Origin of the sequence: Rhizobium rosettiformans W3 (genome assembly GCF_004912135.1) — a bacterium.
GTDB lineage: Bacteria > Pseudomonadota > Alphaproteobacteria > Rhizobiales > Rhizobiaceae > Allorhizobium > Allorhizobium rosettiformans.
In genome coordinates this window covers 1-24,827 of the sequence record NZ_STGU01000020.1, presented here as the reverse complement: position 1 = coordinate 24,827, position 24,827 = coordinate 1, and the positions used below count along the sequence as shown (strand labels likewise).

Sequence of the window (24,827 nt, the reverse complement as noted above, 5' to 3'; positions counted from 1 at the left end):
GCGACATGACCGAAGATGCGCAGGCAGTGAAGCTCTATCTCGACGACCTCACAGTCGGGCAGCGCTTCACCAGCCCTTCCCATGTGATGGAACTCGATGAAATCCGGGAATTCGCAGGGCGCTACGATCCGCAGTTTTTCCACCTCGACGAGGAACTGGCGCGCGACAGCCTGTTCGGCAAGCTCGCCGCCAGCGGCTGGCACACGGCGGCGGCCACCATGCGGTTGCTCGTACAGAGCCTGCCGCTGGCCGGCGGGCTGATCGGCGCGGGCGGGGAAATCGCCTGGCCCCGCGCTACATGGCCGGGTGATCGCATCCATGTGGAAAGCGAGATCGTCACGATTGCGCCATCACGCTCGAAACCCGAACGCGGCCTCGTCACCTTCCGAAGCGAGACGATCAATCAGGACGGCGAGATCGTTCAGGTGTTCACGCCGAAAATCATTGCTTGGTGGCGATCGTCGTGAAATCTTGGAGCTACGCGGCGAGACGCTATGGTACTGAGCGCTCATAGACACCAGATTTCCAGACACCCTCTTTCCCATTAATGGCAAAGGGGCCTCATCAGCAAATCAGATTTCAGCGAATTCACCTTGCAGCGGGCGCTGTCAGGCCTTCAACATGAAGCGCTTTTTTCGGTGGGGGCGGATCTTCTTCGGATCCATTCCAGTCGGCAATGCTATTTTCTTAGAATCATTCAGGCGTATTCGCGCCGGCGACCGCAATAGGCTCTATCGAAAACGATCAACTTGCTCAAAGCCGGGACGGAATAGTCATTGTATTTATCAATCTTTCAGCTCCGTAGCCATTCCGGCTCGGATTTCGTCTATTTGGCCGGCTGCGGTGGAAAAGTGCAAACCGTCTTCATTACTTTCTGTTACTTTCGCGAGCAGTAACATCAGCCATGCGAGATTCGGAAGGAATTGCCTTGGAAAATGAAAAAAGCCGCGATCGCTATTTTCTTTTTCGAGAACCGGATGGTTCCTGGTCGATTGTGGATAGACACATCGTTGGAAGCGAACGGGAACACCGCCTCATCGTCGGTCTTGACGAGCAGCAGGGAACCGAATTGGTAGAAAAGCTGAATTCTCTTCCTGCATAAGCCCCCTCCAAGGATATGGCAATCTCGCAACTGTGTGTATACTGGTGAGGGGATCGAGACAAAGATCGCGGATAGTCCGGGGATAATAGAACTTCCGGCAGGGCACTGTATTCGGAACCTGAACGAAGGAGCCGATTTTGATCCTTACTAAAATCTGCGGTCTGATTGAAGGACTTGATAAGGTTCGGGCGAACAGAGGCAATTGGGGCAGGTAAAGCGCTGGTAAATGGAAAATTCGAAGGGAAACAGAAGGCATCAACCATACCGTCGATGACGCAGACACATTGACGGTCGCCGCCTGGGTGCCGGCGCGTTGCGTTTGTCAAGGCCAGAGGGTTGAGCGCTGGCTTTTCGCGCCACCGGTACAGCCGCCATGTCGTCTGTTGTAAATGAAATTTCATGGATACTGGAGGCTGGTCTTGTTACCGTCCCGCTTGCTCTTTCTGTGTCGTAGCTCACCCAGCGGAAAAACAGGTAGATTGGGGCAAAGACAGCCACAAGCGTAAGAATAGACTCGAATATTTGCATGACGACTCGACATAACCGAACAAACTCTCGAAGCGGTGAATTACATGCATCGGAAGCGTTCGTCATCCTATTGGTGACATTTTGTTAACCAGAGCGCGAAGTATCGCCACGTCAGAATGCAAGATATCGATGCAGATCGGCTGTTCGGCCATAAGTGCGAACATCGGCGCCTTATAGCAAGGCGAACAATGATCACGTCCGACAGGATGCGCCGAACAGCCGCGTGTTTTGTCAATCTGTGAAGCACATAAGACGTCCCATAACCCGCGAACAGCCCTTATGTTCGAGGTTGTTGGATACGCGGACGCAATACCTGCCGCGCAGGCTCATGTTAGCCTGTGCGATGGTTAATATTTTGCTATCGGACGCCGGTTGCGAGCGTGAGCAACGGGTTCCTCTCACCACGATGCCTAAGGAGTACGGTCGGCTCCCGGCTGCTCGTTCGGCTGTGTTGGGGATGGCAGATGATCCGACCAAACCCAATCCCTGATTTCCGGTAGGTCGTCGAAATGCTGGCGGATATAGGTCTCATGCTCGCGAAGCATTCCGGTGCAATGTGCGGCGAGATCGGCATTGTTTTCTAGCATGCCCGGGACATAGCGCATAACGTCGAGGCAGAGATGCAGCCGACTGATCTTGTTGAGCACTACCATGTCGAAGGGCGTCGTCGTCGTGCCTTCTTCCTGATAGCCGCGCACATGGAAGCGATCATGCGCCTGCCGCCCATGCAACAGATCGTGGATGACACCGGGATAGCCGTGGAAGGCAAAGATGACCGGCGCGGTGGTTGTAAAGATCTCGGTGAACTCGGTATCGCTCATGCCATGCGGATGGCGATCGGCCGGGCAAAGCCGCATCAGGTCGACGATATTTACCACGCGGACTTTCAGATCCGGCGCGAGTTCGCGCAGAATCCAGGCGGCAGCGATGGTCTCTTGCGTCGGGATATCCCCTGCGCAGGCCAAGACCACGTCCGGCTCCCCCGGTTGGTTACTGTACATGTCCCAGACGCCGGCGCCCTTGGCGCAATGCGCCTTCGCTTCCTCCATCGTCAGCCACTGTAACTGCGGCTGCTTGTCGATGACGATCAGATTGAGATAATTATGACTGCGGAAGCAGTGATCGGCGACCGAGAGCAGGCAATTGGCATCCGGCGGCAGATAAACGCGGGCGACCGCTGGCTTTCGATGGATCACGGTGTCGATGAAACCCGGCCCCTGGTGGCTGAAACCATTATGGTCGTTTCTCCAGCAGGTCGATGTCAGCAGATAGTTCAGGGAGGGAATGTCGGCCCGCCACGGCACATGCTTGGCATGCTCCATCCACTTGCCGTGCTGCATCGACATGGAATCCACCACCATGGCAAATGCCTCATAGGTAGCGAACAGGCCATGCCGACCGGTCAAGGTATAGCCTTCCAGCCATCCATGGCAGCAATGCTCGCTCAGCACCTCCATCACCCGGCCTTCCGCCGAGATATGATCGTCGTTGGGCAGAATATCGCTGACCAGGCAGCGGTCGGAGACCTCGAAGACGGCGCCGAGGCGATTGGAGTTTGTCTCGTCAGGGCAAAACAGCCGAAAATTATCGGGATTGCTTTTGTAGATGTCGCGGAGATATTCGCCCAGACGCGCTGTGGAGCCAGTCCGTTGGGTTGCGCGCTGGTCGAATTTGAACGCATAGTCTTCGAAATGCGGCAGGTTCAACGGAACGGATAACTTTCCCCCGTTTGCGTGGGGGGTTGCCCCCATGCGCCGATCGCCTGCGGGAGAAAGCGCGGCATACTCAGCGCGGAACGCGCCGTTGTCGTCAAACAGCTCTTCCGGCTTGTAACTGCGCATCCAGTCCTCGAGAATGCGCAGATGGTCCGGCTTTGTCAGGACTTCGGAAACCGGAACTTGATGAGCGCGGAACGTCCCCTCGACTGGCACCCCGTCAACGATCTTCGGCCCGGTCCAGCCCTTCGGTGTGCGCAGCACGATCATCGGCCAGCGCGGTCGCCCGCTGGTCTGACCCGAGCGCGCAGATGTCTGGATCTCTCGGATCCTAACCACGGCCGCTTCCAGTGTTGTCGCGAACGTCTGATGCACGATGTCCGGCACATCGCCCTCGACGAAATGCGGCTCGTACCCCTGGCCTTCGAAGAATTTGGCGAGATCCTCGTCACTATGCCGAGCAAACACCGTCGGGCCGGCAATCTTATAGCCATTGAGATGCAGGATCGGCAGCACGGCGCCGTCGCGGGTCGGATTGATGAAGTCGATGCTTTTCCAGCTGCCGGCCAGCGGCCCGGTCTCTGCCTCACCGTCGCCGACAACCGCGGTGACGAGAAGATCCGGGTTATCCATGACGGCGCCGAAGGCATGGACGAGCACATAGCCAAGTTCGCCGCCCTCATGGATCGAACCGGGTGTCGGGACGCTGACATGGCTGGGTATCCCGCCCGGCGTCGAAAACTGTCGGAAGAGACGAAGCAAGCCGGCTTCGTCCTGGGTCACCTCCGGATAGAATTCCGTGTAGCTGCCTTCGAGATAGACGTTGGCGACGAGAGCAGGTCCGCCGTGTCCGGGGCCGGCCATGTATAACGTGTTGAGATCGTATTTCTTGATCAGCCGGTTCATATGGGCATAAATCAGGTTCAGGCCCGGCGACGTACCCCAATGCCCGAGCAGGCGCGGCTTGATATGATCGACCGCCAACTTTTCGCGCAGCAGCGGATTCGCCGATAGGTAGATCTGTCCGACGTTCAAATATGAGAGCGGCGGTGGAAAAGTCGGCCACGGTAGCGGCGGAATAGTCCGTCCGCGGGCGGAGTAAAATCCGGCCACCTATTTCCTTTCTGCAATGATCGCAGGAGGGACAGGGGATCTACACCGTGGAACTTTATTTGAGGGTTCGCCTGGCTGTTTCCGAAGGGATGACGCAGCGTCAGGCAGCAAAGCATTTCAACGTATCGCGCGACAGCGTGGCCAAGATGCTGTCGTATTCGACACCGCCCGGCTATCAGCGACGTTCGCCGATCCGGCGTCCGAAGCTGGATGCATTCGTTTCGACGATCGAGCAGTGGCTGGAAGCTGACATGGTGATGCCGCGCAAGCAGCGGCATACTGCCAAACGGGTGTTCGACCGGCTTCGTGACGAGTGCGGCTTCACCGGCGGCTACACGATCATCAAGGATTATATGCGCGAGCGGGATCAACGCCGCCAGGAGGTGTTTGTGCCGCTGTCGCATCCACCGGGCCATGCGCAGGCCGATTTCGGCGAGGCGACGGTGGTGATCGGCGGCGTCGAGCAGAAAGCTCGCTTCTTTGTGCTGGATCTTCCTCATAGCGACGGATGTTATGTGCGTGCCTATCCGGCGGCAGTGGCCGAAGCCTGGGTGGATGGTCATGTCCACGCCTTTGCGTTCTTCGGGGCCGTGCCGCAGTCGATCGTCTATGACAACGACCGTTGCCTTGTCGCAAAGATCCTGCCCGACGGCACACGCAAGCGGGCAGCGCTGTTCAGCGGCTTCCTGTCCCACTACCTGATCCGGGATCGCTATGGGCGGCCGGGAAAGGGCAACGACAAGGGGAATGTCGAGGGTCTTGTCGGATATGCCCGACGCAACTTCATGGTGCCGATCCCGCGGTTTGCGACATGGGATGCGTTCAATGCTTTTCTGGAAGAGCAGTGCCGCAAACGCCAGCGCGACAAGCTGCGGGGCGAGAGCGAGACGATTGGCGAACGGCTGCAGCGCGATCTTGCGGCCATGCGTCCCTTGCCGGCGTCGCCGTTTGATGCCTGCGACCAGGCCAGCGCTGTTGTGACAGCCCAGTCGCTGGTGCGCTACAAGACGAACGACTATTCCGTACCGGTCGCCTACGGCCATCAGGACGTCTGGGTCCGGGGCTATGTCGATCAGGTGGTGATCGGCTGCCGCGGCGAGATCATCGCGCGTCATCCGCGATGCTGGGAACGGGAAGACGTCGTCTTCGATCCCGTCCATTACCTGCCGCTGATCGAGCGGAAGATCAATTCTCTGGATCAGGCGGCTCCATTGCAGGGCTGGGATCTGCCAGACGAGTTCGCGACGCTGCGCCGGCTGATGGAAGGCCGCATGGCCAAACATGGGCGGCGAGAATACGTGCAGGTTCTGCGCCTGCTGGAAAGCTTCGACCTTGCCGATCTACATGCAGCGGTGAAGCAGGCGATACAGCTCGGCGCGATCGGCTTCGATGCGGTCAAGCATCTGATCCTGTGCCGGGTCGAGCGCCGGCCGCCGCGGTTGGATCTGGCGATCTATCCCTACCTGCCGACGGCGACTGTCGAGAAGACGTCAGCAAAGGCGTATATGCGCCTCCTGTCATCTGATGCGGGAGAAGCGGCATGAGCAGCGACGCGCCAGAGATCCTGCTTGGCCACTATCTCAAAACCCTCAAGCTGCCGACCTTCCAGCGCGAGCACCAGAAGCTGGCCCGGCTATGCGCCACCGAAGGCGTCGATCATGTCGGCTACCTGTTCCGGCTTGCTGAACGGGAGATGATCGAGCGGGACCGCCGCAAGGTCGAACGTCGGATCAAGGCGGCCAAGTTCCCGGTCGTCAAAAGCCTCGACAGCTTCGACTTCACAGCCATCCCCAAGCTGAACAAGATGCAGGTGCTAGAGCTTTCCCGTTGCGAATGGATCGAGCGCCGCGAGAACGTCATTGCGCTGGGCCCGAGCGGCACGGGAAAGACGCATGTCGCACTCGGTCTCGGCCTGGCCGCCTGCCAGAAGGGCCTGTCCGTCGGCTTCACCACGGCGGCGGCCCTGGTCAGCGAGATGATGGAGGCGCGTGACGAGCGGCGTCTGCTCCGGTTCCAGAAGCAGATGGCCGCCTACAAGCTGCTGATCATCGATGAGCTGGGATTTGTGCCACTATCAAAGACCGGGGCGGAATTGCTGTTCGAGCTGATCTCGCAACGCTACGAGCGTGGTGCCACCCTGATCACCAGCAATCTGCCTTTCGACGAATGGACGGAAACACTGGGGTCCGAACGTCTCACCGGCGCACTGCTCGATCGCATCACCCACCACGTCAACATCCTCGAGATGAACGGCGAAAGCTATCGTCTCGCTCAAAGTCGCGCCCGAAAGGCCTGCTAAAACTCCCCTCAAAAAATCGCCGCGCCGGCCTAAGACCCCCGCTCGGGCTACGCCCTCCCGGCCGTCTCAGGCCGGCGCCATAGTGGCCGACTTTTGCTCCGCCCCATGGCCGGTTTTTACTCCGCCGTTGACACGCCCGCCAGGGGCGCGTCGTCGTGATCGTCCTGCACGATCTTATGCTGGCCGCGCAATGGGCCGACCGTATCGTCGTGCTGGACAAGGGCCGGCTGCACATCGCGGGAACGCCAGTCGAGGCGATCACACCGCAAATGCTCGCCGACGTGTACGGTATCGCGGCCCGTGTGGAATATTGCTCCAAGGGGCGGCTCCAGATCATGACAGACGGCCTGATCAGGCCTCACGATCCTGGATGTCAAGCGTCGCCGACATCAGGAAAGACAAGAGAAGGGAATCTGGCCAGATGACGAAGCTTTCCTCTCGAGCGAGTGTCCTTCTGCCGGAGCCGGAAAAGCATCTGGAGGCGCTCGCACAACTCATGGAAGTCCATGACATTGCCGTGACACGTCGCGGGAAGGATATTCATGGACAGTTCCGTTTCGGAGAGGCTGAGCTCCGCATCGATGGTGACGCGATCGTCATGGACGCGACTGCAGCCGACCTTGCATCCCTGAACGGCATCAAGCTGGAGCTGACCGGTAGCCTTTCCTACGTCAGCAAACGGGAACTCGAAATCGACTGGAGCGGCAGGAACGCCGCTCTGACCAGCCTGCCGAAATTCTGTATTCTCACCGTGGTTTCGACAACGCAGATCAGCCGCTCGATGCGGCGCGTCGTATTTTCAGGCGACAATCTCGCCCGCTTTGCCAGCAACACCAACCTTCATATGCGGCTTGCTTTTCCTCAGCCCGGCTCGAAACCTGCCTGGCCCAGAGTGGATGGCAATGGCCGCATCGTCTGGCCGGAGGGTGCCGCGCGGCCTACGATGCGCAAATACACGATCCGCTCGATCGACGTCGGCGCGGGAACCTTGGCCGTTGATTTCGTGGTGCATGCTGACGCAGGGCCGGGCGCGCGCTTCGCCAACTCTGCGAAGGCCGGGGACGTTGTCGGGATGATCGGTCCGGGCGGGCTCAGCGTACGCCCGGCCGACTGGTATCTTCTCGCCGGCGACGAGACGGCCTTGCCTGCAATCGCGCGCATCCTGGAATTTCTGCCCGAGACGGCACGCGGGCTTGTATTGTTAGAGGTCGATCGCGCGGAGGATGAACAGATAATTCAGACCGGCCCGCACATCGAGGTCCGATGGCTTCATCGGCAGGGCGCCGATGCGGGCACGACCACACTGCTCGCGGATGCCGTCCGCGCGGCACAACTCCCACACGATCACTCCAGATGCTTTGTCTGGGCAGCCTGCGAGTATGAAAGTTTCAAAGCGATACGGAGCTATCTGCGAAGTGACTGCGGTCTTGGCAAGGACCAGCATCTCGTGGTGTCCTATTGGCGAAAAGGAAAAACCGAAGACGAGATGGAGAAGGCATCCGACAGGGTCGCCCCGTGACAATACTCTGCATCCGGGGCACAGGTGCCCGGTGGCGGCTGTCACCTACTCAAGACTATGGAGGTTCGCCTGCGCAACGAATGTGCCACGTGCCGTAAGCCTCGGTTCGCGCCGTCACCATTCACAACCATTGTCTCATGGATTGGGCAGCGGCCTGAATACCAGACGGCAATTCACTCGAAAACCGAGATACCTTCTGTTTCAGACACGTAGATGAACTCTTCCCAGGCTTCCTCATCCGTTGCAGAGGTTTCGTTCCAGTCCGTTGACTGCCCGTCTGCGCGGATGACTTCCATCCGCCGGTTCCGGTCTGCTGGCTTCCGAACAATAACGACCTTTACTGTTATTGTCTGATGGCTGAAATAGAGCGAGAGTGCAGAAATTCGAGATCGATAGGGTCTAACACTCAGCTATTCCTGAAAATGCAACGCAAGCGATGTCTTCATCGCACGTTGACCAGGCGCGGTGCGCCATTCCGAAAGCTATCGCTGCAACATTTGACGGCAACAAAGCGCCAAAAGCTGCCATCCGATGTCATGCTCTGTATCGCACGGCTTCAACAAACAGGCTGAACGCCGGAGATGCGTGCCGCCTGCTTGGGTAATACAGGTGATAACCGGGAAGTGGTGGCGTGCTGTCCGCCAACACTCTATTCAGGCGCCCACTGGCGATATGCTCCGTCACCTGGTCGAGCGGCATATAAGCCAGCCCTAATCCGTCTACCGCCGCATCAAGGATCAGCTCGATCGTGTTGAAGGCCAGGGGGCCACCAACATGCACCCTGATCTCACGACCGTCCTCGATGAAACGCCACGCATTCAGGACGCCTGTCGTAGGTAGACGCAGATTGATCGCTCGGTGATCGACGAGTTGCTCGGGGTTTTCGGGAAAGGCATGCCTTTCGAAATACGTAGGTGAGCCGACGATGGCCATCGGAATATCCGGGCTCATGCGCACCGCGATCATGTCCTTGGCTACCTGTTCTCCGAGCCTGACCCCGGCATCAAAGCGGTCGGCAACCACGTCGACCAGACCATAGTCGACGATCACCTCGACATTGATGTCAGGGTATTTGGCCAGCAGCCGAATAAGTGCGGGCCGGATGATGGTCTTGGCGGCATACTCCACCGATGTGATGCGGATCGTTCCGGCTGGCCGATCCCGGAACTCGCTGAGGTCGGCAAAACTCTGATCGAGTTCCCGAAGCATCGGCGTCAGCGTTCGCACCAGCCGTTCGCCCGCTTCCGTCGGCGCAACGCTTCGTGAGGTTCGAGCGAGAAGCCGAACACCGAGCCGCTCCTCCAGACGACGCACGATGCCACTCAGCGCCGATTGCGACAGGCCGAGCTTCAAGGCCGCCCGGGTGAAATTCCGTTCTTCGGCAACGACGACGAACTGCCATGGCGTGCAACGGTAATGTCGGCCAGGAGGAGGCGGGAAGACAGCGGAGCCAGTTGGGTCTGAAGATCTGACGAGAGCGCTCACGATTTGTTCTCCATTGGCACAAAGATGACCAGAATTGTCGACTTATGGAACAAAAGAGGATTCCGGTAACCTGAATGACCGTTGGCTCGTTGACCCTTGCCAAAGGACCATCACCATAAATCGAGTTCCTAAGGGTTTTTCGATCCGTACGAACGTTTCGTGGTTCCGAGTAGAGCTGATCTCATGGCTCGTCGAGCTTGCTGCATTTCGAAACAAGGGCCAAGGTGCGATTGCACCTTGGCCCATCGTCGATATCAAGGATGGCTATCCGTGCCGGCTGACGTGTTCGCGACATATATATCTGCCAGGCGTCTTTCGACGGTAATCCGCGATCGATGCCTCATCCCGATGTCGAACCGCGCCATTGCACTGCAAACGAGGCGGTCTGTCATCTGCAAGAATTCAGGTGTTATGAGCGCTCAATGATATAAGTATCAAACCACGCCGCGCGATGGCCACCTGATCCATTTGATGTTCAAAATCCCTGATCGATTGAGCAATCCATGGCTCTACATACGCGACATTGAAATCGACCTCCACCGGCTCAGTTCGTTGCCAGAACAGCAGCCATTGCTTGAGTTTTATCATAACGCGCACTGCCCCAACCGAAGTATTCCGAAAATGCCGCAAGAAGCGGAACATCGCGCCGATCAGCCCCAGCGCACCCCAAGCGTCAAAATCTTTCATTTTGGATGATAGTGCATGTACACCCTTTGCGACCACGCAACAACGCAAGGACCATATCAAAAATAACAAGGCTCCGATGTGCGAGAAAAGGCGTCGCAGCCCCTGCCTCCCCTGGCGAACATTATCTTCACGACGTTTTGTGTTCGCAACACTTGTAGTTTTTCGTCTGTCATGGCCGTGTTGTAGACCATGCGCCGGGCTTCATGTTCGAACATTTACGGTATCCTGCAACCTCATCCGGGAAAGGCCTCTTTAAACAACTTTGCCATGATGAGCGAAGTCGCCTTTTACCGTGATGTGCGGGGCGGTATGGAATTTACGATGAGTCAGGGGTACGCTGGCCGATCGATCAGGGCGTCAGCGTCGTCTACTTTGGCGAGCAGGGGGCGAATGTGGACCATGCCGCATTTTCACGAGCCGGATCGCATTCGCAGCTTTCAGGAAGGCGACTTTGGCGTCCTCACCATGAATGGGGTGTAACGATCGTGCCACGGCGGCGAGATAGCTTATCGCCTCGGGAAGTTCGCATTCTTCACAGCCACTCTCGCGTGCGGCACGCTCAACTGCATCCAACGCGTGGTTCAGGACGCGCAGCTTCGGTTGAGGCAAACGATTGACCTCGTTTGCATAGCGGATCAGTCTTCGAACTTTGGCAGGCTTGTCAGGCATTTGAACCCGTAGATGTTTTGGACTTGAAGATCTGCCAGCCGGTCAGGCGCTTTGCCGCGGTTCTTGATGAGCGCTGAGAAGCGCGATTTCTCTTTCGAAATCTCGCATCACCAGAGGCTTTTGCAAAACAATAACCTTACGCGGGAGCCCTGCCGCTACCTCGTTTCCACCCTTGAAGACGACGAGCAGTTGCACTTGGCGCATCCTTTCGAAGATACTATGGTAACGTTGAAGATCAACGGTGTCCGCATCGATCAGCACGATCGAGATCGCTTCGTTATTCGCCACGGCCCGACCGGCCTCGCCGGGAATTGCAGTAAATAGCGTTCGATAGCCAAACTTGGCAAACGCCAGATCGTAGTCGATCGCATACTCCGACTGTCGCTCTACGACCAAAGCTGTTGGGCCGGAGGCGTTCTGGTGATCGCGTTTATGGGCTGCACCCCAATGTGTATGGGCGAAACGCAGATGCTGCGGCCGGTAATGCACCATCACGCTGTTCCTCATTCTTCTTGGTTTCTCCAGGCTCGGGTCGCCTCGCTGAAGGGTGACGTATGGTCACGCGAGACCAGCCCGGTCATTGCCCGGAAAAAGGCCAGCAACATCTGCTCACGTGGCATGGCTCCGGCGACGTCGCCTTGCACCGCCATCCCGGACCATAATGCGTAAAGACCAATCCCGATCTGCATGGGGGGGAGGGACAGCCTGAGGTCGTAGCGCGTGGCCAGATCTTCGATCAGCTGGGAGAAGACATTGTAACAGGTCGCCTTTGTGGCGTTATGGCGTTCCGCGAATACCGGGTCGCGCCGGGCATGCAGCTGCAACTCTACTGATAGCAGCGACCAGTGCGGCTGAGCGGCCAATTCGACTAGCCTCTGTGTCAAAACGTGCAGCGTCGCCTCGATATCATCCTGGGCGCCATCGACTGCGGCGACGAGACCTCGCAGGAGAGCGATTTCTTCCAGAATATGCATTTCCATGAGATCGACGAGGAGATCGTCCTTGCTTTCGAAATTGGAATAAAACGCGCCTTGTGTGTGGCCAGCAGCCGTGCAGATGCTTCGAATGGAGATCGACGCCATTCCCTCCTCGACAATCGTCGCGTTGGCGGCCGCAAGCAGCTTTTCGCGCGTCTGACGCTGTGTTTCCTTGCGGCTGATTGGCACGACATCCTCCAAAAGATTTTGCACGGTTGGAACTTTTGGGAAAGATACGACGTTTCCCTGTCAAATATCAACTGATATCCGAAAACAAATGTTGAGCTGCTTTTTGTTGCGGTCGCCTTGTGAGGAAATAATTTGAGCGAATACCTGTGCTATGACCCGACCGTCGAGATCCGCACCGAGGACGAGGAGGCCCTTACCACCGAAATCCTCGACATCATGGAAACCTCGAACCGCAAGGCCTTCGAGCGGCATCGCCACGCGGTGCGCGACGCCCATGCCAAGAGCCATGGCTTCCTCAAAGGGGAGCTCGTCATTCCGAAATTGCCCGAGCATCTCCGGCAGGGCATGTTCGCTCGTCCAGCCACCTATCCGGTCGTGATCCGCCTCTCGTCAGCGCCGGGCGATATCCATTCCGACACGATCCCCGCGCCGCGCGGTATGGCCATCAAGGTGATTGGCGTCGATGGCGAGCGGCTATTGTCTGGGGATACCGGCGGCAATCAAGATTTTCTGCTGGTCAATATTCCGGTCCTCAGCTTCGGCACCATCCACAAATACCGCCAGCTTGTCGGCTTGCTGGAGAAGAATGCCCAGAACCCGGCCTTCCTGCAGCGCGCAATGGCCGGTGTCGCACGTGGGGTCGAACACGCCGCCGAGGCCGTTGGCATCGAGCCGGGCGCCACGTTGAAAGGCCTTGCCCGCGATAACGCCCACCTCCTCGGTGAGACCTATCACTCGATGGCCGCCATCCGGTTCGGCGACTATATCGCGAAGATCAGCGTTTCGCCGCTCTCCGAGAATGTCCGCGCTCTGACCGGACAAGACGTCGGCGACGTGGAGGACGGCACGATGCGGGATCTGGTTGTCGAGCATTTTCTCAAACAAGGTGCCGAATACGAGGTGCGAGCGCAGCTCTGTCGTAACACCGAAGACATGCCTGTCGAAGATGCCGCCGTTCTCTGGCGGGAAGAGCTTTCGCCACAACAGCCGATCGGCACGATCCGAATTCCGCCTCAGGACGCCTATTCGCCGGCCCGACGCGTCTATGGCGACGACGTCCTATCGTTCAATCCCTGGCATGGCATTCGCGAGCACCAGCCGCTGGGCTCGATCATGCGTATCCGTGTTGCGGCCTACGAGCGATCGACGCAACGCCGGCATGAACTCAACGCGCAGCCAAGGATCGAGCCGACATCGATCGATCAGATCCCCGACTGACTTTTCTTCATACACCCGTTTCCTGGAAGGAGGCTCTCATGGCCGAAACTGAAGACACAACCCAGATCGACGAAACCCGCCTGCAGGCCATCCGGCGCCGGATCGAGGAAGTCGTCGGCGACGCGCCGCAGCTTGCCAAGCTGGCGCTCGAGCAGATGGTCACCAAGCACAATCCCGATCTCAAGGGAACGGCGGGCTCCGCCGGCCGTGTCGGCGCGCAATCGGGCAACGTCTCCGAGTTGACCGCCATTGCCAATCTCAAGCCCGGCGGTGCGGATCGGTTGCGGCGTATCTTCAATCTGGTCAACGGCAATTTCGACGGCGCCCAGAAGGTCGGAACGCTGCACAACATGCGCTTCGTCTTCTTCGACAACGATACCCGCATCCTGTTCGCCACCGCCTATGACGGTGATTGGGACACCTATATCAACGATTTTGCCACCAAGATCCCCGACCTGATGGATCTGCTGTTCGCTTCCGTCGAGGGATGGCCAGGCATTGCCAGCCCCAAGGTCAAGGATTTCATCGCAGAGCACCAGATTACGGCGGCCGGCTGGTTCGTCGCCAACCCGCAGGTCACCGTGGTCGATGTCCGCCGCCTGCAGCGCATGGAGCATGCCGTCAATGAGTTTCTGGACAAGGTGGGCTGAACATGAACCTCTTTCAATCGATCAAACAACGCTTTCGTCCGGAAAGCGTCTCCCTCGACCTGCACGATATCCAGGCCCTGATCCTCAGAAGCCGACCTGAGCCCTATGTCGGTGTCCATGCGATGCTGCATTTCGATGAAGCCGAAGGTGCGCGTGATCTGCTGGGCCGGCTGGCTCCGCATATCGCCTCGGCCGACAACTGGAGCGATGATCTCGACTTCTGGATTGGCGCCGCTCTCAGCTTCGAGGGGCTAAAGGCGCTCGGCGTTCCGGATCAGCAGCTAAAAACGTTTCCTCTACCCTTCCAACAGGGGATGGCGGCGCGGGCGGAGCAGCTCCGCGACTTCGGCCCGAATGCGCCCGAGAACTGGGAAAAAGCCTTCACGCCGGGAAACTGTCATCTGGCGATCACGATCTATGCGGTCGACGACGCCGCACTCGACAAGGCGCTTGAGGCCGCGCGTGCAGAGCTCGATCGAAGCACGGGGGTAACGTTGCTCGGCGAGCATCGCTTTGGCGCGCCTGACGGCGCGAAAAACCCGTTCGGCTTTCGGGATTCGATCTCGCAGCCGGCGGTGGAAGGCAGCGGCGTCGATCCGCTTCCCGGCGAAGAGCGAGCGATCAAGGCCGGCGAATTCATCCTTGGCTATGAGAGCGAGAACGGCCAGCCGCTCGGCATGCCCGAGCCTGCGGTTCTCGGAAGGAACGGCACCTTCGTCGTAATGCGCAAGTATAACAGCCGGGTCGGTTGCTTCAACGCCTTCCTCAAGGCACATGGCGACACGCCGGAGGAACGCGAGCGCCTTGCCGCCAAGATGTTCGGGCGCTGGCGCTCCGGCGCACCCTTGACGCTGGCGCACGATCACGACGATCCCGACCTCGGCGCCGATCCGCAGCGCAACAACGACTTCACCTTCAAGGACGATCCCAAAGGCCGCGTCGTGCCGCTCGGCTGCCATATGCGACGGCTCAATCCCCGCGATTCCGAGTTGACGCTGCTCACCGACGTCAACATCCACCGCATCATTCGCCGTTCCTCGACCTTCGGGCCGGTTTATTCCGAGGATGTGGGGCCTGAGGACGATGCCAACGGCGATCGCGGCCTGTTCTTCATCTTCATCAGCGCGCGTGCCTACGACACGATCGAGTTCATGCAGCAGGAGTGGATCAACCGAGGCAATTTCGTCGACCTTGGCGAAGAGCGCGATCCGATCGTTGGCCTGCATGAGGATGATGGCCGGTTCACGATCCCGCAGGCGCCGGCGCGCAAGCGCATCGACGGTGTGCAGACTTTCAATGTCATGAAGGGCGGCGAATATCTGTTCATGCCAAGCCTGTCCGCGCTCAAATGGCTGGCGGCCGGGAGCTGGGGTTAGGAACCCGCCGGTCAGGTGCTCCGTGGGAATCTCTGCAATATTACCCGCTAAGAGATTTTTGGCGTGACGGAAAACAGATGATTTCCGCGTAGCGGTTCGGCGGGTCGAAATCGACGGGGTGACTGGGCAATTATTTGCGCGACAAACCCTGTCGGAATGTGAGACTGTGCGGCAACACGGAATTTGAGGTTTGTCGTGCATGTTGATCGGTTACATGCGGGTATCGAGCGGTGATGAGCGGCAGTCGGTTGCCTTGCAGCGCGACGCCCTGCTCGCGGCCGGGGTCGATCAGCGTCACCTGCATCAGGATCGCGCTTCGGGCGCGCGCGACGATCGGCCGGGGCTGAAGGCTTGCCTTGCGGAATTGTGCGAGGGTGACGTGCTGGTCGTTTGGAAGCTCGACCGTCTGGGCCGATCACTCTCCCACCTGATCAGAATCGTTGAGGATCTGAAGATGCGCGGGGTCGCCTTCCGCTCTTTGACGGAAGCTATCGACACGACGAATTCGCACGGTGCGTTCCTGTTCAACCTGTTTGGCACGCTCGCCGAATACGAGAGAGTGCTGATCACGGAGCGGGTCAACGCTGGACTGGCGGCGGCACGCCGGCGCGGTCGCAAGGGCGGTAGGCCACCGACGATCGACACCGAAAAGGTTGAGCAGATTCTGGCGGCGCTGGAAGCCGGCGCCAGCAAGGCGTCGGTGTGTCGGACATTCAAGGTGCCGCGCTCGACTCTCATCGATACATTGCGGCGAACCGGATGGACCGGACCGGGCAAAGAAGATGAGCCTGCTCCCCCAGTTTGAGAGCGGGTGTGACCGATGGCCTTCCTCGACGCGCAGTCGCGCACCGTTCTGTTCGACCCACCCGATGTTTATGAAGAGGCCCTCGCGCGCTATGCGCTGTCCGCTGAGGACATCGCTTTCGCCAGGGCGCATCGCCGATCGCATAATCGTCTGGGTTTTGCCATCCAACTCGCCCTGGTGCGTGATCTCGGTCGTCCGCTCCGCGCTGGGGAAGTTCCGCCTCAGGCAGTCGTCTCCGTTGTCGCCGACCAGTTGGGCATCGACGCTGCGGTGTTCGCACTCTATGCCCAGCGGGAGGAAACCCGTCGAGAACATACGCGGGAGATTGTCGTCGCGCTGGATCTCCGGCCCGTCCGGGCGAGCGATTATCGATCCCTGATCACCGCGGCGGCACGCGAGGCAGCCGCTACCGAACAAGGCGAGCCGATCACCAAGGCCGTGATCGAAGCCCTGAAGGAGAGGAAGCTGCTCGTTCCTGTGCCGGAACTGCTGATACGTCTGGCGATGGCGGGCCGGGCGGCAGCGCGACGACAGGCTTATCGCGGCTTGATCCGGGGCATGGAGCAACCGTCCATCGAGGCGCTTGATCAGCTTCTCATCGATCGGTCCGGCGATCGGAGCCATCTCGGCTGGATTGCGGAAGCGCCGGAGGGGACGAAACTGAAAAACCTCAAGGGCCTGATTGCCCGGCTTGAGGTTCTGCGTTCGGCGGCGATTTCCGATGAGCGACGTAAAACGATCCATGCCAACCGCTATGGCATCATCGCCCGGGACGCCCGCATTCTGCATGCCCGTGAGATACGACGCCTTACATCCGAGCGCCGCTACGCCACGCTGACGGCGTTCGTCATCGAGAGGCAGGCGGCAATCACCGACCTTGCGATCGACATGTTCTGCAAACTGATCGGCAGCACCCGGCGCAAGGCTGAACTGAGCCGCACAGAACGCCGGCTGAAAGAAGCCGAGATTCTTGATGGGGTGGCGCTCGATCATCTCAAGCTTGGCGAGGCGCTTCTGGCCGCCCGTGAGAACAACACCGATCTCGCATCCGCAATTGCAGTCTCACTCGGCTGGGACGGATTGACCGCCAGCGTGGCCGCAGCCAGGTCCGTCGTGCGCCCCGATCGCAGCGACGAATTCGATGAGCTCATAGAGCGGCACAAATCGCTGCGAAAGCTGGGCAGGCTCATGTTCGGCGCGTTCTCTTTCCGGTCGTTTCGTCCCGATGATCCGGTTTTGAAGGCAGTGGATCATCTGCGTGCGCTCTACAGTGGCAGGAAACTACCCGCGCAGGTGCCGTTCGCGTTCATGACCCGCAAGTGGCGGCGACGTGTGCGCTCGGACGGTGTCACCATCGACCTTCGGGCTTGGGAAGTGGCGGTACTCGTTCACCTTCGGGAGCGCCTGCGGGCCGGTGACATATGGGTTGATGGCAGCCGAGCATGGCGCAGTTTCGAGGATTATCTTCTGCCTCGACCGATCTTTGCCCTGATGCGCGCCGAAGGCCGGCTCGGGCTTGCCATCCCTGACAGCTTTGCCGAATGGCGAGCCGAACGCACCGCCACGCTCGACGCGAAACTCAAAGAGCTGGCAAGGGCGGCGGCCGCCAACGCCATTCCGGATGCGGCTATTTCCGACAAGGGTTTGTCGGTCTCCCCGATCCGCGAGGAGGAGCGTGACGGGATCGTCGCGCTCAGCCGGCGTCTTTACATCCTCGTTCCCCGGATCAGGATCACCAGCCTGCTTGCCGAGGTCCACAGCTGGACCAGGTTCCTTGACAGCTTCACGCATTATCGTACCGGTGAGACGGCAAACGACGAGGCAGCGCTGATGGCAGCGATCCTTGCCGACGCCACCAATGCCGGAGCCGAACGTATGGCGGAAAGCTCACGCGGCGTCACGATCCACCAGATGATGCTGATGGTGGACAGGCATATGCGATCGGAAACCTACGCCACGGCGACCGCCGTGCTGGTCGATGCGCAGCAGGCCCATCCCTTTGCCGCGATCTGGGGTGACGGCCATATCTCCTCCTCGGACGGACAGTTCTTTCCGGCTGGCGGGCGTGGCGAAGCCAGCCTCGACTACAATGCAAAATACGGCAAGCGACCGGGGGCGTCGATCTATGGCTTCCTGTCCAACCGTTTTGCTTCCTTCTTCTCCCGCATGATCCAGGCATCCGAGGGCGAAGCCCCCTACGTTCTCGACGGCCTCCTTCACAACGAAAGCTCCGTCGAAATCTATGAGCACGCAACCGATACCGCTGGCGCCACCGAAACGACGTTCTCCATGTTCCACGCCTTTGGCTACAGGCTCATTCCCCGTATCCGCAATCTCGGCAATCGCAGGCTCTTTGTCATTGATCGCGATCCGGCTTACGAACCGCTCGACGCGCTGATCGCTGGAACCGTCAACATGGATGTCGTCGAGCACCACTGGGATGAGGTCTTGCGGCTGAAGTCATCGATTGGCGCGGGCCTCGTGCCGCCGTCCGTCATCCTCAAGAAGCTTGCCGCATCGCCTCGGCAAAATCGGCTCAATCAGGCGCTACGCGAAATGGGCCGGATTGAACGCTCGATCTTCATCTGCGACTGGTTGCTCGACACCAAGCTCCGGCGCAGATCGCATGCCATCCTCAACAAGGGTGAAAGCCGTCACGCCCTTGCCCGGGCGGTCTTCCTCCACCAGCTTGGCGAGCTGCGCAACCGCGTGGCGGAAACCATGGCCTATCGGGCGTCAGGTCTCAACCTCGTCGTCAACGCCATTATCCTGTGGAACACCGTCTATCTCAGCCGCGCTGTCGATTATGTCCGCACCCAGGGCATCGATATTCCCGCCGAGCTGCTCTCCCAAGTCGCACCACTTCCCTGGGCTCATATCGCACTCACCGGCGACTATCTCTGGAACGAAATTGACCGACCCCTCGAACGCTTCAGGCCGATCCGCGCTAACCGTTTCAATCCAAACAACTTCGCTTTCCCTTAGCGGGTATTATTGCAGAAATGCCCACGGAGCCCCTATGTCCGCGTCTCCACGACCGGCCAGACCACCGAAAACCAGATTCAGGAAATTGAGGCCGCCGGCTTTCAGGTCGAGCCGCGCCGGATCGTCACCGAGACAGTTTCCAGCAGCACGGCAATCGCGCAGCGCCGTGGCTTTTCCAAACTCATGGACCGGCTGGAATCCGGCGACGTTCTCATTGTCACCAAGCTTGATCGGCTCGGTCGTGACGCCATCGATGTCAGCACCACCGTCAAGACGCTCTCGGAAATGGGCGTGAAGGTCTACTGTCTCGCCCTGGGTGGTGCCGATCTCACAAGTTCCTCCGGCACGATGACCATGCAGGTCCTCAACGCCGTCGCGCAATTTGAACGGGATCTGCTTATCGAACGCACCCAATCCGGCCTCAGGCGCGCGAAGTCCGAAGGCAAAACCCTCGGAAGGCCATCGACACTCAGCGAGGAACAGAAGCAGGATGTGCGGGAGGATCTGGCAAACGAACTGAGCGTTTCCGCCATCGCCCGGAAATTCGGGACCAGTCGTCAGACCATCATGCGAGTCCGGGACGAGAGTTCACGCTCCGTTCGGCCTTAGCGTACGATTTTTAGCAAATCTTGTTCCGACCCCGGGTTAGAAGGAACCGAAGGCTGTGCCAAGCACGATCACGGCCACAAGGGCAACAAGCGCGCTGACAATGGCGGCCATGACGATGTCCAGATAGCTTTCGCGATGCGTGCAGCCACAGACCGCAAGCATCGTGACCACCGCGCCATTATGCGGCAAGCTGTCCAGCGTACCCGAGGCGATCACGGCCACCCGGTGCATCAGCGCAGGGTCCAGCCCTGTGTCTGACGCGATCTGCATGAAGGTGGGGCCAAGGGCCTGCAGCGCAATGGTCATCCCGCCCGAAGCCGATCCGGTCAACGCGGCAAGGATGTTCGTCGCTACCGCCAGTGACACGAGCGGCCCGCCTCCGATGCCCAGAACCCAGTCCCGCACCATCTCGAACGCAGGCAGGGCCGCCACGACCGCGCCGAACCCCACAAGGCTTGCCACGCTCATGATCGGAAGTACTGCGGCCGTCGCGCCCGAGTCGATGCTTTCGCGCAGATTGCGAAAGCGGCGCCGATTCATGGCAACCAGCACGATGCAGGCGACCAGAAGCGCAAGCGCCACCGACCAGACCCCGCCGACAGCCGACAGGGTGGTTTCGCCCCATGCGGGCTGCGAGAGGAAATCGAAATCCATGCTGGGCAGCACGAACTGCGTCAGGATCAGGTTGACCACGACAACCAGAACCAGCGGCAGAATGGCCAGGCCGATCGGTGGCCGCCCGCCCCAGGATCCGGCGCGGCTGATCTCGGCAGGGTCAAACTCGCGTGCGGTGCTGGCCAGCTCGCGCGAGACGGCGGAGCCTTTTTCGGCCGCGCCATAACCCTCGCCCCGCGCCTTGGCCTGACGTTCGCGGAAGGAAAGCCAGCCCAGGCCGATGGCCGCCATGATGATGCTGGCTATGATGCCAAGCCCAGGTGCGGCAAAGGGGGTGGTACCAAAGAACGGCATCGGAATCGCGTTCTGGATCGCAGGCGTTCCCGGCATGGCCGACATGGTGAAGGTCGAGGTTCCAAGCGCGAGTGCCGCCGGAAGCAGCCTGCGCGGCACGCTTCCCGCCTTGAACAGCGCCTGCCCCATTGGCGCCAGAACGAAGAACGCCACAAACAGGCTGACACCGCCATAGGTGACCATCGCGCCCGCAGCCACCACGGCAAGGATCGCCCGCGAGGGGCCGAGCCGGCGCGTCATGTAATCGGCGATCGCTGAAACCGATCCGCTGTCGTCCATCAGCTTGCCGAACAATGCGCCCAGCAGGAAAAGCGGAAAGAACTGCGCCACAAACCCCGCCGCCGCAGGCATGAAGGTCTGCGTCCAGTGCGCCAGCATCGGCTGACCGGAAAAAAGCGCCGCCACCGCAGCAGCCAAAGGCGCCAGCAGCAGGATTGTCCAACTGCGGAACGCAAGCACCATGATCAGGGCAAGGCCCAACAGAATACCCAGCAGACCCAGCATGTCAGAGCTCATCCGCCAGCGCGTCGATATCGAAGGTCGAACGCACCCCGATGTCCTGAATATGGGTGCGGCCGAAATCCTCGGCGGCGCGGCGCCCTTCGTCGAAGAGCATCTTCAGGAAGTCCCATTCGGCATTCAGCTTCGAGGAATGTCCAAGGTCCACCATGATGTCCGAGGTGATGCGATGCAGGCGCATCTCTTTCCAGTACCGCGCCTCGCCATTGCCGGGGTCGATGACACGGCGCAGCAGCGCCATCATCCGCAACTCTTTCAGTAGCTGGGCGTTGAAAGAGATCTCGTTCAGGCGGCTTGCGATCTCGCGCGCGGTGCGCGGCGTCTCGCGCCGCTCGACCGGGTTGATCTGCACCAGAACGGTATCGAGGCTTTCACATTCACGCACGAGCGGCGTCATCGTCGGGTTGCCCGCATAGCCGCCGTCCCAATAGGGCACGCCGTCGATCTCGATGGCCTGGAACATCGATGGCAGGCAGGCCGAGGCGAGCAGCACATCGGCCGTCACTTCATGCTTGCGGAACACCCTGCCTTGCCCGGTGTGCACATTGGTTGCCGTGATGAACAGCTTGACCGGCCCGGTCGCCAGCGCGTCGAAATCGATCAGGTCTGTCAGGATGTCGCGCAGCGGGTTCCCTGCCGCCCCACCCAGCGAATAGGGCGAGATCAGCCGCGCCATCAGATCCATGGCGATGAAGGCGGGCGAGTTGTCCAGCGTCCATTTGCCCGTCAGGACCTCCAGCGGCCCGCGCTTGAACGGGCTGAAGCGCGCGGCATCGGCCGTCCGGCGCCAGAAGGCGGTCAGCATCTCACGCGCGGTCTGCCGCCCGCCGGTGGCCATGCCGGCCGCCAGGATTGCCGCGTTCATGGCGCCGGCCGAGGTGCCGGAAATGCCATCGATCTCGAACCAGTCTTCCTCGAGGATGCGGTCCAGAACGCCCCATGTAAACGCCCCATGCGAACCGCCCCCCTGCAAGGCGAGGTCGATGGGAAGGGTTTTTCGCGTCTGCGATTTCGGGTTGCTGGCCATTTCGGCGCCTTTCAGTCAATTCATTGCAAGAAAATGGCGCCCGAAGCCGGGCGCCCTAGGGGATCAGGCGGCGGGCACCGCTTGCCCGCGAAGCCTCCACGCCATCGCACCAAGGGCCGCGCCAATGGCGATGAGGTCGAGCCCCAGCATCAGCCCGATCAGCCACAGCGCAGTGACCGGCATCGCGGCAAAAAGCACAAGCGACAGCACGACCGAGAGCACCCCGCTGGCAAAAACCCAAAGCCAGTTGGGCAAGGGACGGATCGTCAATGCGAAGACAACCTTCGACATCCCCTCGATCATGAAGAAGATGATCAGCAGAAGCGACAGCAGCAGCATCCCCTGCGCGATGTTGCGCAAGAGCAGAATGCCCAGCAACACACCAAGTATGGCCGAGATGATCTGCAGCCAGAAGTTCGGCGCATGGCGTGCGCTGATCAGGCCGATGGCCTGAACGATGCCGCTGGCGATCAGCAGCCAGCCGAACACCACGACGGCAGCAGCCGAAGAAAAGGCCGGGAAGACGATGGCGACGATCCCCGCGACGACCAGCAGCGCCGCCTGTACCAGGTGGAAGGTCGAATGGCGGCGCACCGCATCGCGCGCGGCTTCGCGGTAGGTCTGTGCAGCAGCGGCAAGACTGATCGGCATGGCATTGACTTCCTTGTTCAACAGGGTGCTTCCCGCCGGGCAGCGGGTGTTGCCTTCCCCGACCCGCAGGGCCGGATATGGATCAAAATTGGCACAGGACCGTGAAGCCCATGCCAGACAATCAATTTTTCATCGCCATGAAAAGGCGGATTCAATCAATAGGTCGTAGTTTGTCGTGAATATTTCTATGGGAGGGGCTCGCTGCGTACCGCTCACCCAAGAGACCAGTTCGTGATATGGCGTTCGACCTTCAGGTAGCTTGGCGCCGACGATCTCTCCGATAGCTGCGCAAATCGACTTCCCCAACCCAGCATAGCCTGCACCATCCAGTCCGTGCATTGGCGTGTCCCCCAGCGCTGTCTGAAGGAGACGAACCTTGGACAATATGGTCTCGATGTTGCCGCCATCCGGCAGCGAGTTGCGGATTGCAGCCGCTGCGGTTGCTTCCGTTCCGGTAAGGTTCACCAACGCCTGGTCTGTCAGAACATTTACACCCGGGATCAGCGGCTGACCTGTGGGGTCAAGTTTGCCGTGTGCATCTACTCTTACGGATAGGGGGCCACCCGCGCCGATCAGAACACCAATGCGTTTGCGACCTTGTGACAAGATCTGGCGAAGATCCGCCATAAAACGATCTGGATTGTGCACCGTATCTAATGCGCTCATCGTTCCTGTTGCCTTCCCCGCACCTAAGTAATTGTGTTTGATGTTCGAATAAGATTGCCTGCTTGAACAGCGTTACAACGCGGAACTTTGTGAGGGCAGAACTGGTATGACCCCTCCGGGTGTCATCAGCACAATCAATCCGCGCTCTGCCCCGGTCATGTCGAGAAGAAAGCTATGAAATCGTCCGGCGACGGCTGTTCAAGGATATTCCCGGGGACAAGTTCCATCACCGTGACAATACGCTGAAGCAATTTGCCAAGATGTATCGGGAAAACGCCAACGATTTCCCGCAAGGTTGCGCCGATGAGGATTACCGGCGCAAGCTGGAGAAGGCTTATCCGATCCATCCTGAGCTGTTCGACCAACTCTACACAAGCTGGGGATCACTAGAAAAATTCCAGCGCACACGCGGTGTGCTGCGCCTGATGGCTCAAGCGATTCACGAACTTTGGATGAGCGGCGATCCGTCGGTGATGATTATGCCCGGCAGCGTGGCGGTGAGTTCGCCCCGCGTTGAACCGGAATTGCTTCACTATCTTGATGTGAGCTGGCAGGCCATCATTGCTGGTGACGTCGATGGCACCACGTCCACGCCGTACAAGGTCGATCAATCGGCGCCTAACCTGAACCGCTATTCGGCGACCCGCCGTGTTGCCCGCACGATTTTCATGGGGACAGCACCCACGGCGCAGCAGCAGAATACTGGCCTTGATGACAAGCAGATCAATCTCGGTGTCGTCCAGCCCGGCGAACGACCGGCGATTTTTGGTGACGCGCTGCGGCGGCTCACCAACCAAGCCTGTCCGACATCAGCGCCCATGAGACAGAACTGGTTTAATCGAGAAGAGAGGATTTTCGGCTCATCGTAGCTCTATCAAAGGAAGCGAAGATGAGACAGAAATCCGGGCCGCAGACATCGACGGCCGAGAAGACGATCAAGGACATCCGCCGCGCCACGCGCAAGCATCATTCGACCGAGGACAAAATTCGTATTGTGCTGGAAGGTCTGCGTGGTGAGGACAGCATTGCCGCGATCTGCCGCCGCGAGGGGATCGCCGAGAGCCTGTAT

25 protein-coding genes are annotated in these 24,827 nt (G+C 59.6%); 14 read left to right on the top strand and 11 right to left on the bottom strand.

Annotated elements, in window-relative coordinates; all coding sequences use genetic code 11:
* The first annotated feature begins 5 nt into the window (after nucleotides 1-5).
* Together FAA86_RS21965 and FAA86_RS24725 are read left to right on the top strand one after the other, a co-directional pair.
* Nucleotides 6-467, top strand: a complete 462-nt coding sequence (locus tag FAA86_RS21965) for a MaoC family dehydratase (RefSeq protein WP_092938776.1) — start codon at nucleotides 6-8, stop codon at nucleotides 465-467.
* A 461-nt stretch (nucleotides 468-928) separates the two neighbouring features.
* Complete coding sequence (locus FAA86_RS24725; RefSeq protein WP_167495066.1) at nucleotides 929-1,102, top strand: hypothetical protein; 174 nt, start codon at nucleotides 929-931, stop codon at nucleotides 1,100-1,102.
* Between the two features lie 938 nt (nucleotides 1,103-2,040).
* On the opposite strand, the gene FAA86_RS21960 is transcribed toward FAA86_RS24725, so the two are convergent.
* On the bottom strand, nucleotides 2,041-4,425 hold the full coding sequence (locus FAA86_RS21960; protein WP_205910056.1) for a phosphoketolase family protein: 2,385 nt from the start codon (nucleotides 4,423-4,425) through the stop codon (nucleotides 2,041-2,043).
* 80 nt (nucleotides 4,426-4,505) lie between these two features.
* On the opposite strand from FAA86_RS21960, the gene istA reads away from it, so the two are divergent.
* The 4 genes from istA to FAA86_RS21940 all read left to right on the top strand — a co-directional run bounded on the left by istA (nucleotide 4,506) and on the right by FAA86_RS21940 (nucleotide 8,276).
* A complete protein-coding gene (istA, locus tag FAA86_RS21955; protein WP_035226019.1) occupies nucleotides 4,506-6,002 on the top strand; it encodes an IS21 family transposase in 1,497 nt (498 codons plus the stop codon).
* Nucleotides 5,999-6,757 carry an IS21-like element helper ATPase IstB gene (gene istB, locus FAA86_RS21950; protein WP_035226016.1) on the top strand — a complete coding sequence of 253 codons (759 nt, stop codon included), beginning with the start codon at nucleotides 5,999-6,001 and terminating at the stop codon, nucleotides 6,755-6,757. Before istA ends, istB begins: the two co-directional genes overlap by 4 nt.
* 155 nt (nucleotides 6,758-6,912) lie before the next feature.
* Complete coding sequence (locus tag FAA86_RS21945) at nucleotides 6,913-7,182, top strand: hypothetical protein (RefSeq protein ID WP_136543154.1); 270 nt, start codon at nucleotides 6,913-6,915, stop codon at nucleotides 7,180-7,182.
* 173 nt (nucleotides 7,183-7,355) lie between these two features.
* Nucleotides 7,356-8,276: a siderophore-interacting protein gene (locus FAA86_RS21940; RefSeq protein ID WP_484335647.1), complete on the top strand. Its 921-nt coding sequence runs from the start codon at nucleotides 7,356-7,358 to the stop codon at nucleotides 8,274-8,276.
* 173 nt (nucleotides 8,277-8,449) lie between these two features.
* Here the strand turns inward: FAA86_RS21940 and FAA86_RS25135 are convergent, their stop codons facing one another.
* From FAA86_RS25135 to FAA86_RS21915, 6 genes are all read right to left on the bottom strand, one after another.
* Nucleotides 8,450-8,572 carry a hypothetical protein gene (locus tag FAA86_RS25135; protein WP_281281768.1) on the bottom strand — a complete coding sequence of 41 codons (123 nt, stop codon included), beginning with the start codon at nucleotides 8,570-8,572 and terminating at the stop codon, nucleotides 8,450-8,452.
* A gap of 238 nt (nucleotides 8,573-8,810) precedes the next feature.
* Complete coding sequence (locus FAA86_RS21935; RefSeq protein ID WP_107341530.1) at nucleotides 8,811-9,761, bottom strand: LysR family transcriptional regulator; 951 nt, start codon at nucleotides 9,759-9,761, stop codon at nucleotides 8,811-8,813.
* Nucleotides 9,762-10,163: 402 nt separating this feature from the next.
* Entirely contained in the window at nucleotides 10,164-10,448 is a 285-nt protein-coding gene (locus FAA86_RS21930; protein WP_107341531.1) for a hypothetical protein, read from the bottom strand.
* Between the two features lie 357 nt (nucleotides 10,449-10,805).
* On the bottom strand, nucleotides 10,806-11,117 hold the full coding sequence (locus FAA86_RS21925; protein WP_136543150.1) for a hypothetical protein: 312 nt from the start codon (nucleotides 11,115-11,117) through the stop codon (nucleotides 10,806-10,808).
* Between the two features lie 42 nt (nucleotides 11,118-11,159).
* Nucleotides 11,160-11,624, bottom strand: coding sequence for a hypothetical protein (locus FAA86_RS21920; RefSeq protein ID WP_107341533.1), 465 nt, complete (start codon nucleotides 11,622-11,624; stop codon nucleotides 11,160-11,162).
* Complete coding sequence (locus FAA86_RS21915) at nucleotides 11,621-12,283, bottom strand: TetR/AcrR family transcriptional regulator (RefSeq protein ID WP_107341536.1); 663 nt, start codon at nucleotides 12,281-12,283, stop codon at nucleotides 11,621-11,623. Before FAA86_RS21915 ends, FAA86_RS21920 begins: the two co-directional genes overlap by 4 nt.
* Before the next feature lie 132 nt (nucleotides 12,284-12,415).
* Between FAA86_RS21915 and FAA86_RS21910 the strand changes: the two genes are divergently transcribed.
* The 6 genes from FAA86_RS21910 to FAA86_RS21885 all read left to right on the top strand — a co-directional run bounded on the left by FAA86_RS21910 (nucleotide 12,416) and on the right by FAA86_RS21885 (nucleotide 19,926).
* On the top strand, nucleotides 12,416-13,501 hold the full coding sequence (locus FAA86_RS21910; RefSeq protein WP_183954744.1) for a catalase family protein: 1,086 nt from the start codon (nucleotides 12,416-12,418) through the stop codon (nucleotides 13,499-13,501).
* Between the two features lie 38 nt (nucleotides 13,502-13,539).
* A complete protein-coding gene (locus FAA86_RS21905) occupies nucleotides 13,540-14,151 on the top strand; it encodes a hypothetical protein (RefSeq protein WP_107341534.1) in 612 nt (203 codons plus the stop codon).
* A 2-nt stretch (nucleotides 14,152-14,153) separates the two neighbouring features.
* A complete protein-coding gene (locus FAA86_RS21900) occupies nucleotides 14,154-15,527 on the top strand; it encodes a Dyp-type peroxidase (protein ID WP_136543148.1) in 1,374 nt (457 codons plus the stop codon).
* Between the two features lie 199 nt (nucleotides 15,528-15,726).
* Entirely contained in the window at nucleotides 15,727-16,332 is a 606-nt protein-coding gene (locus tag FAA86_RS21895) for a recombinase family protein (RefSeq protein ID WP_055971942.1), read from the top strand.
* Nucleotides 16,333-16,347: 15 nt separating this feature from the next.
* The gene (locus FAA86_RS21890; protein WP_136543146.1) at nucleotides 16,348-19,317 is read left to right on the top strand and encodes a Tn3 family transposase; all 2,970 of its coding nucleotides are present in this window, start codon (nucleotides 16,348-16,350) and stop codon (nucleotides 19,315-19,317) included.
* A 9-nt stretch (nucleotides 19,318-19,326) separates the two neighbouring features.
* Nucleotides 19,327-19,926: a recombinase family protein gene (locus FAA86_RS21885; protein WP_136543144.1), complete on the top strand. Its 600-nt coding sequence runs from the start codon at nucleotides 19,327-19,329 to the stop codon at nucleotides 19,924-19,926.
* Nucleotides 19,927-19,962: 36 nt separating this feature from the next.
* Here the strand turns inward: FAA86_RS21885 and FAA86_RS21880 are convergent, their stop codons facing one another.
* From FAA86_RS21880 to FAA86_RS21865, 4 genes are all read right to left on the bottom strand, one after another.
* The gene (locus tag FAA86_RS21880) at nucleotides 19,963-21,396 is read right to left on the bottom strand and encodes a GntP family permease (protein WP_035715066.1); all 1,434 of its coding nucleotides are present in this window, start codon (nucleotides 21,394-21,396) and stop codon (nucleotides 19,963-19,965) included.
* Between the two features lie 4 nt (nucleotides 21,397-21,400).
* Nucleotides 21,401-22,441 (bottom strand): patatin-like phospholipase family protein, encoded by a 1,041-nt coding sequence (locus tag FAA86_RS21875; protein ID WP_035715050.1) that lies wholly within the window; start codon nucleotides 22,439-22,441, stop codon nucleotides 21,401-21,403.
* Between the two features lie 63 nt (nucleotides 22,442-22,504).
* Entirely contained in the window at nucleotides 22,505-23,113 is a 609-nt protein-coding gene (locus FAA86_RS21870) for an HdeD family acid-resistance protein (RefSeq protein ID WP_246035162.1), read from the bottom strand.
* Nucleotides 23,114-23,221: 108 nt separating this feature from the next.
* Nucleotides 23,222-23,758, bottom strand: a complete 537-nt coding sequence (locus FAA86_RS21865) for a hypothetical protein (RefSeq protein WP_136543140.1) — start codon at nucleotides 23,756-23,758, stop codon at nucleotides 23,222-23,224.
* 119 nt (nucleotides 23,759-23,877) lie between these two features.
* On the opposite strand from FAA86_RS21865, the gene FAA86_RS21860 reads away from it, so the two are divergent.
* Complete coding sequence (locus FAA86_RS21860) at nucleotides 23,878-24,627, top strand: DUF499 domain-containing protein (protein WP_246035161.1); 750 nt, start codon at nucleotides 23,878-23,880, stop codon at nucleotides 24,625-24,627.
* Nucleotides 24,628-24,647: 20 nt separating this feature from the next.
* Nucleotides 24,648-24,827, top strand: a 180-nt coding sequence (locus tag FAA86_RS21855; RefSeq protein WP_136543138.1) for a transposase, incomplete at its 3' end; no start/stop codon positions are given.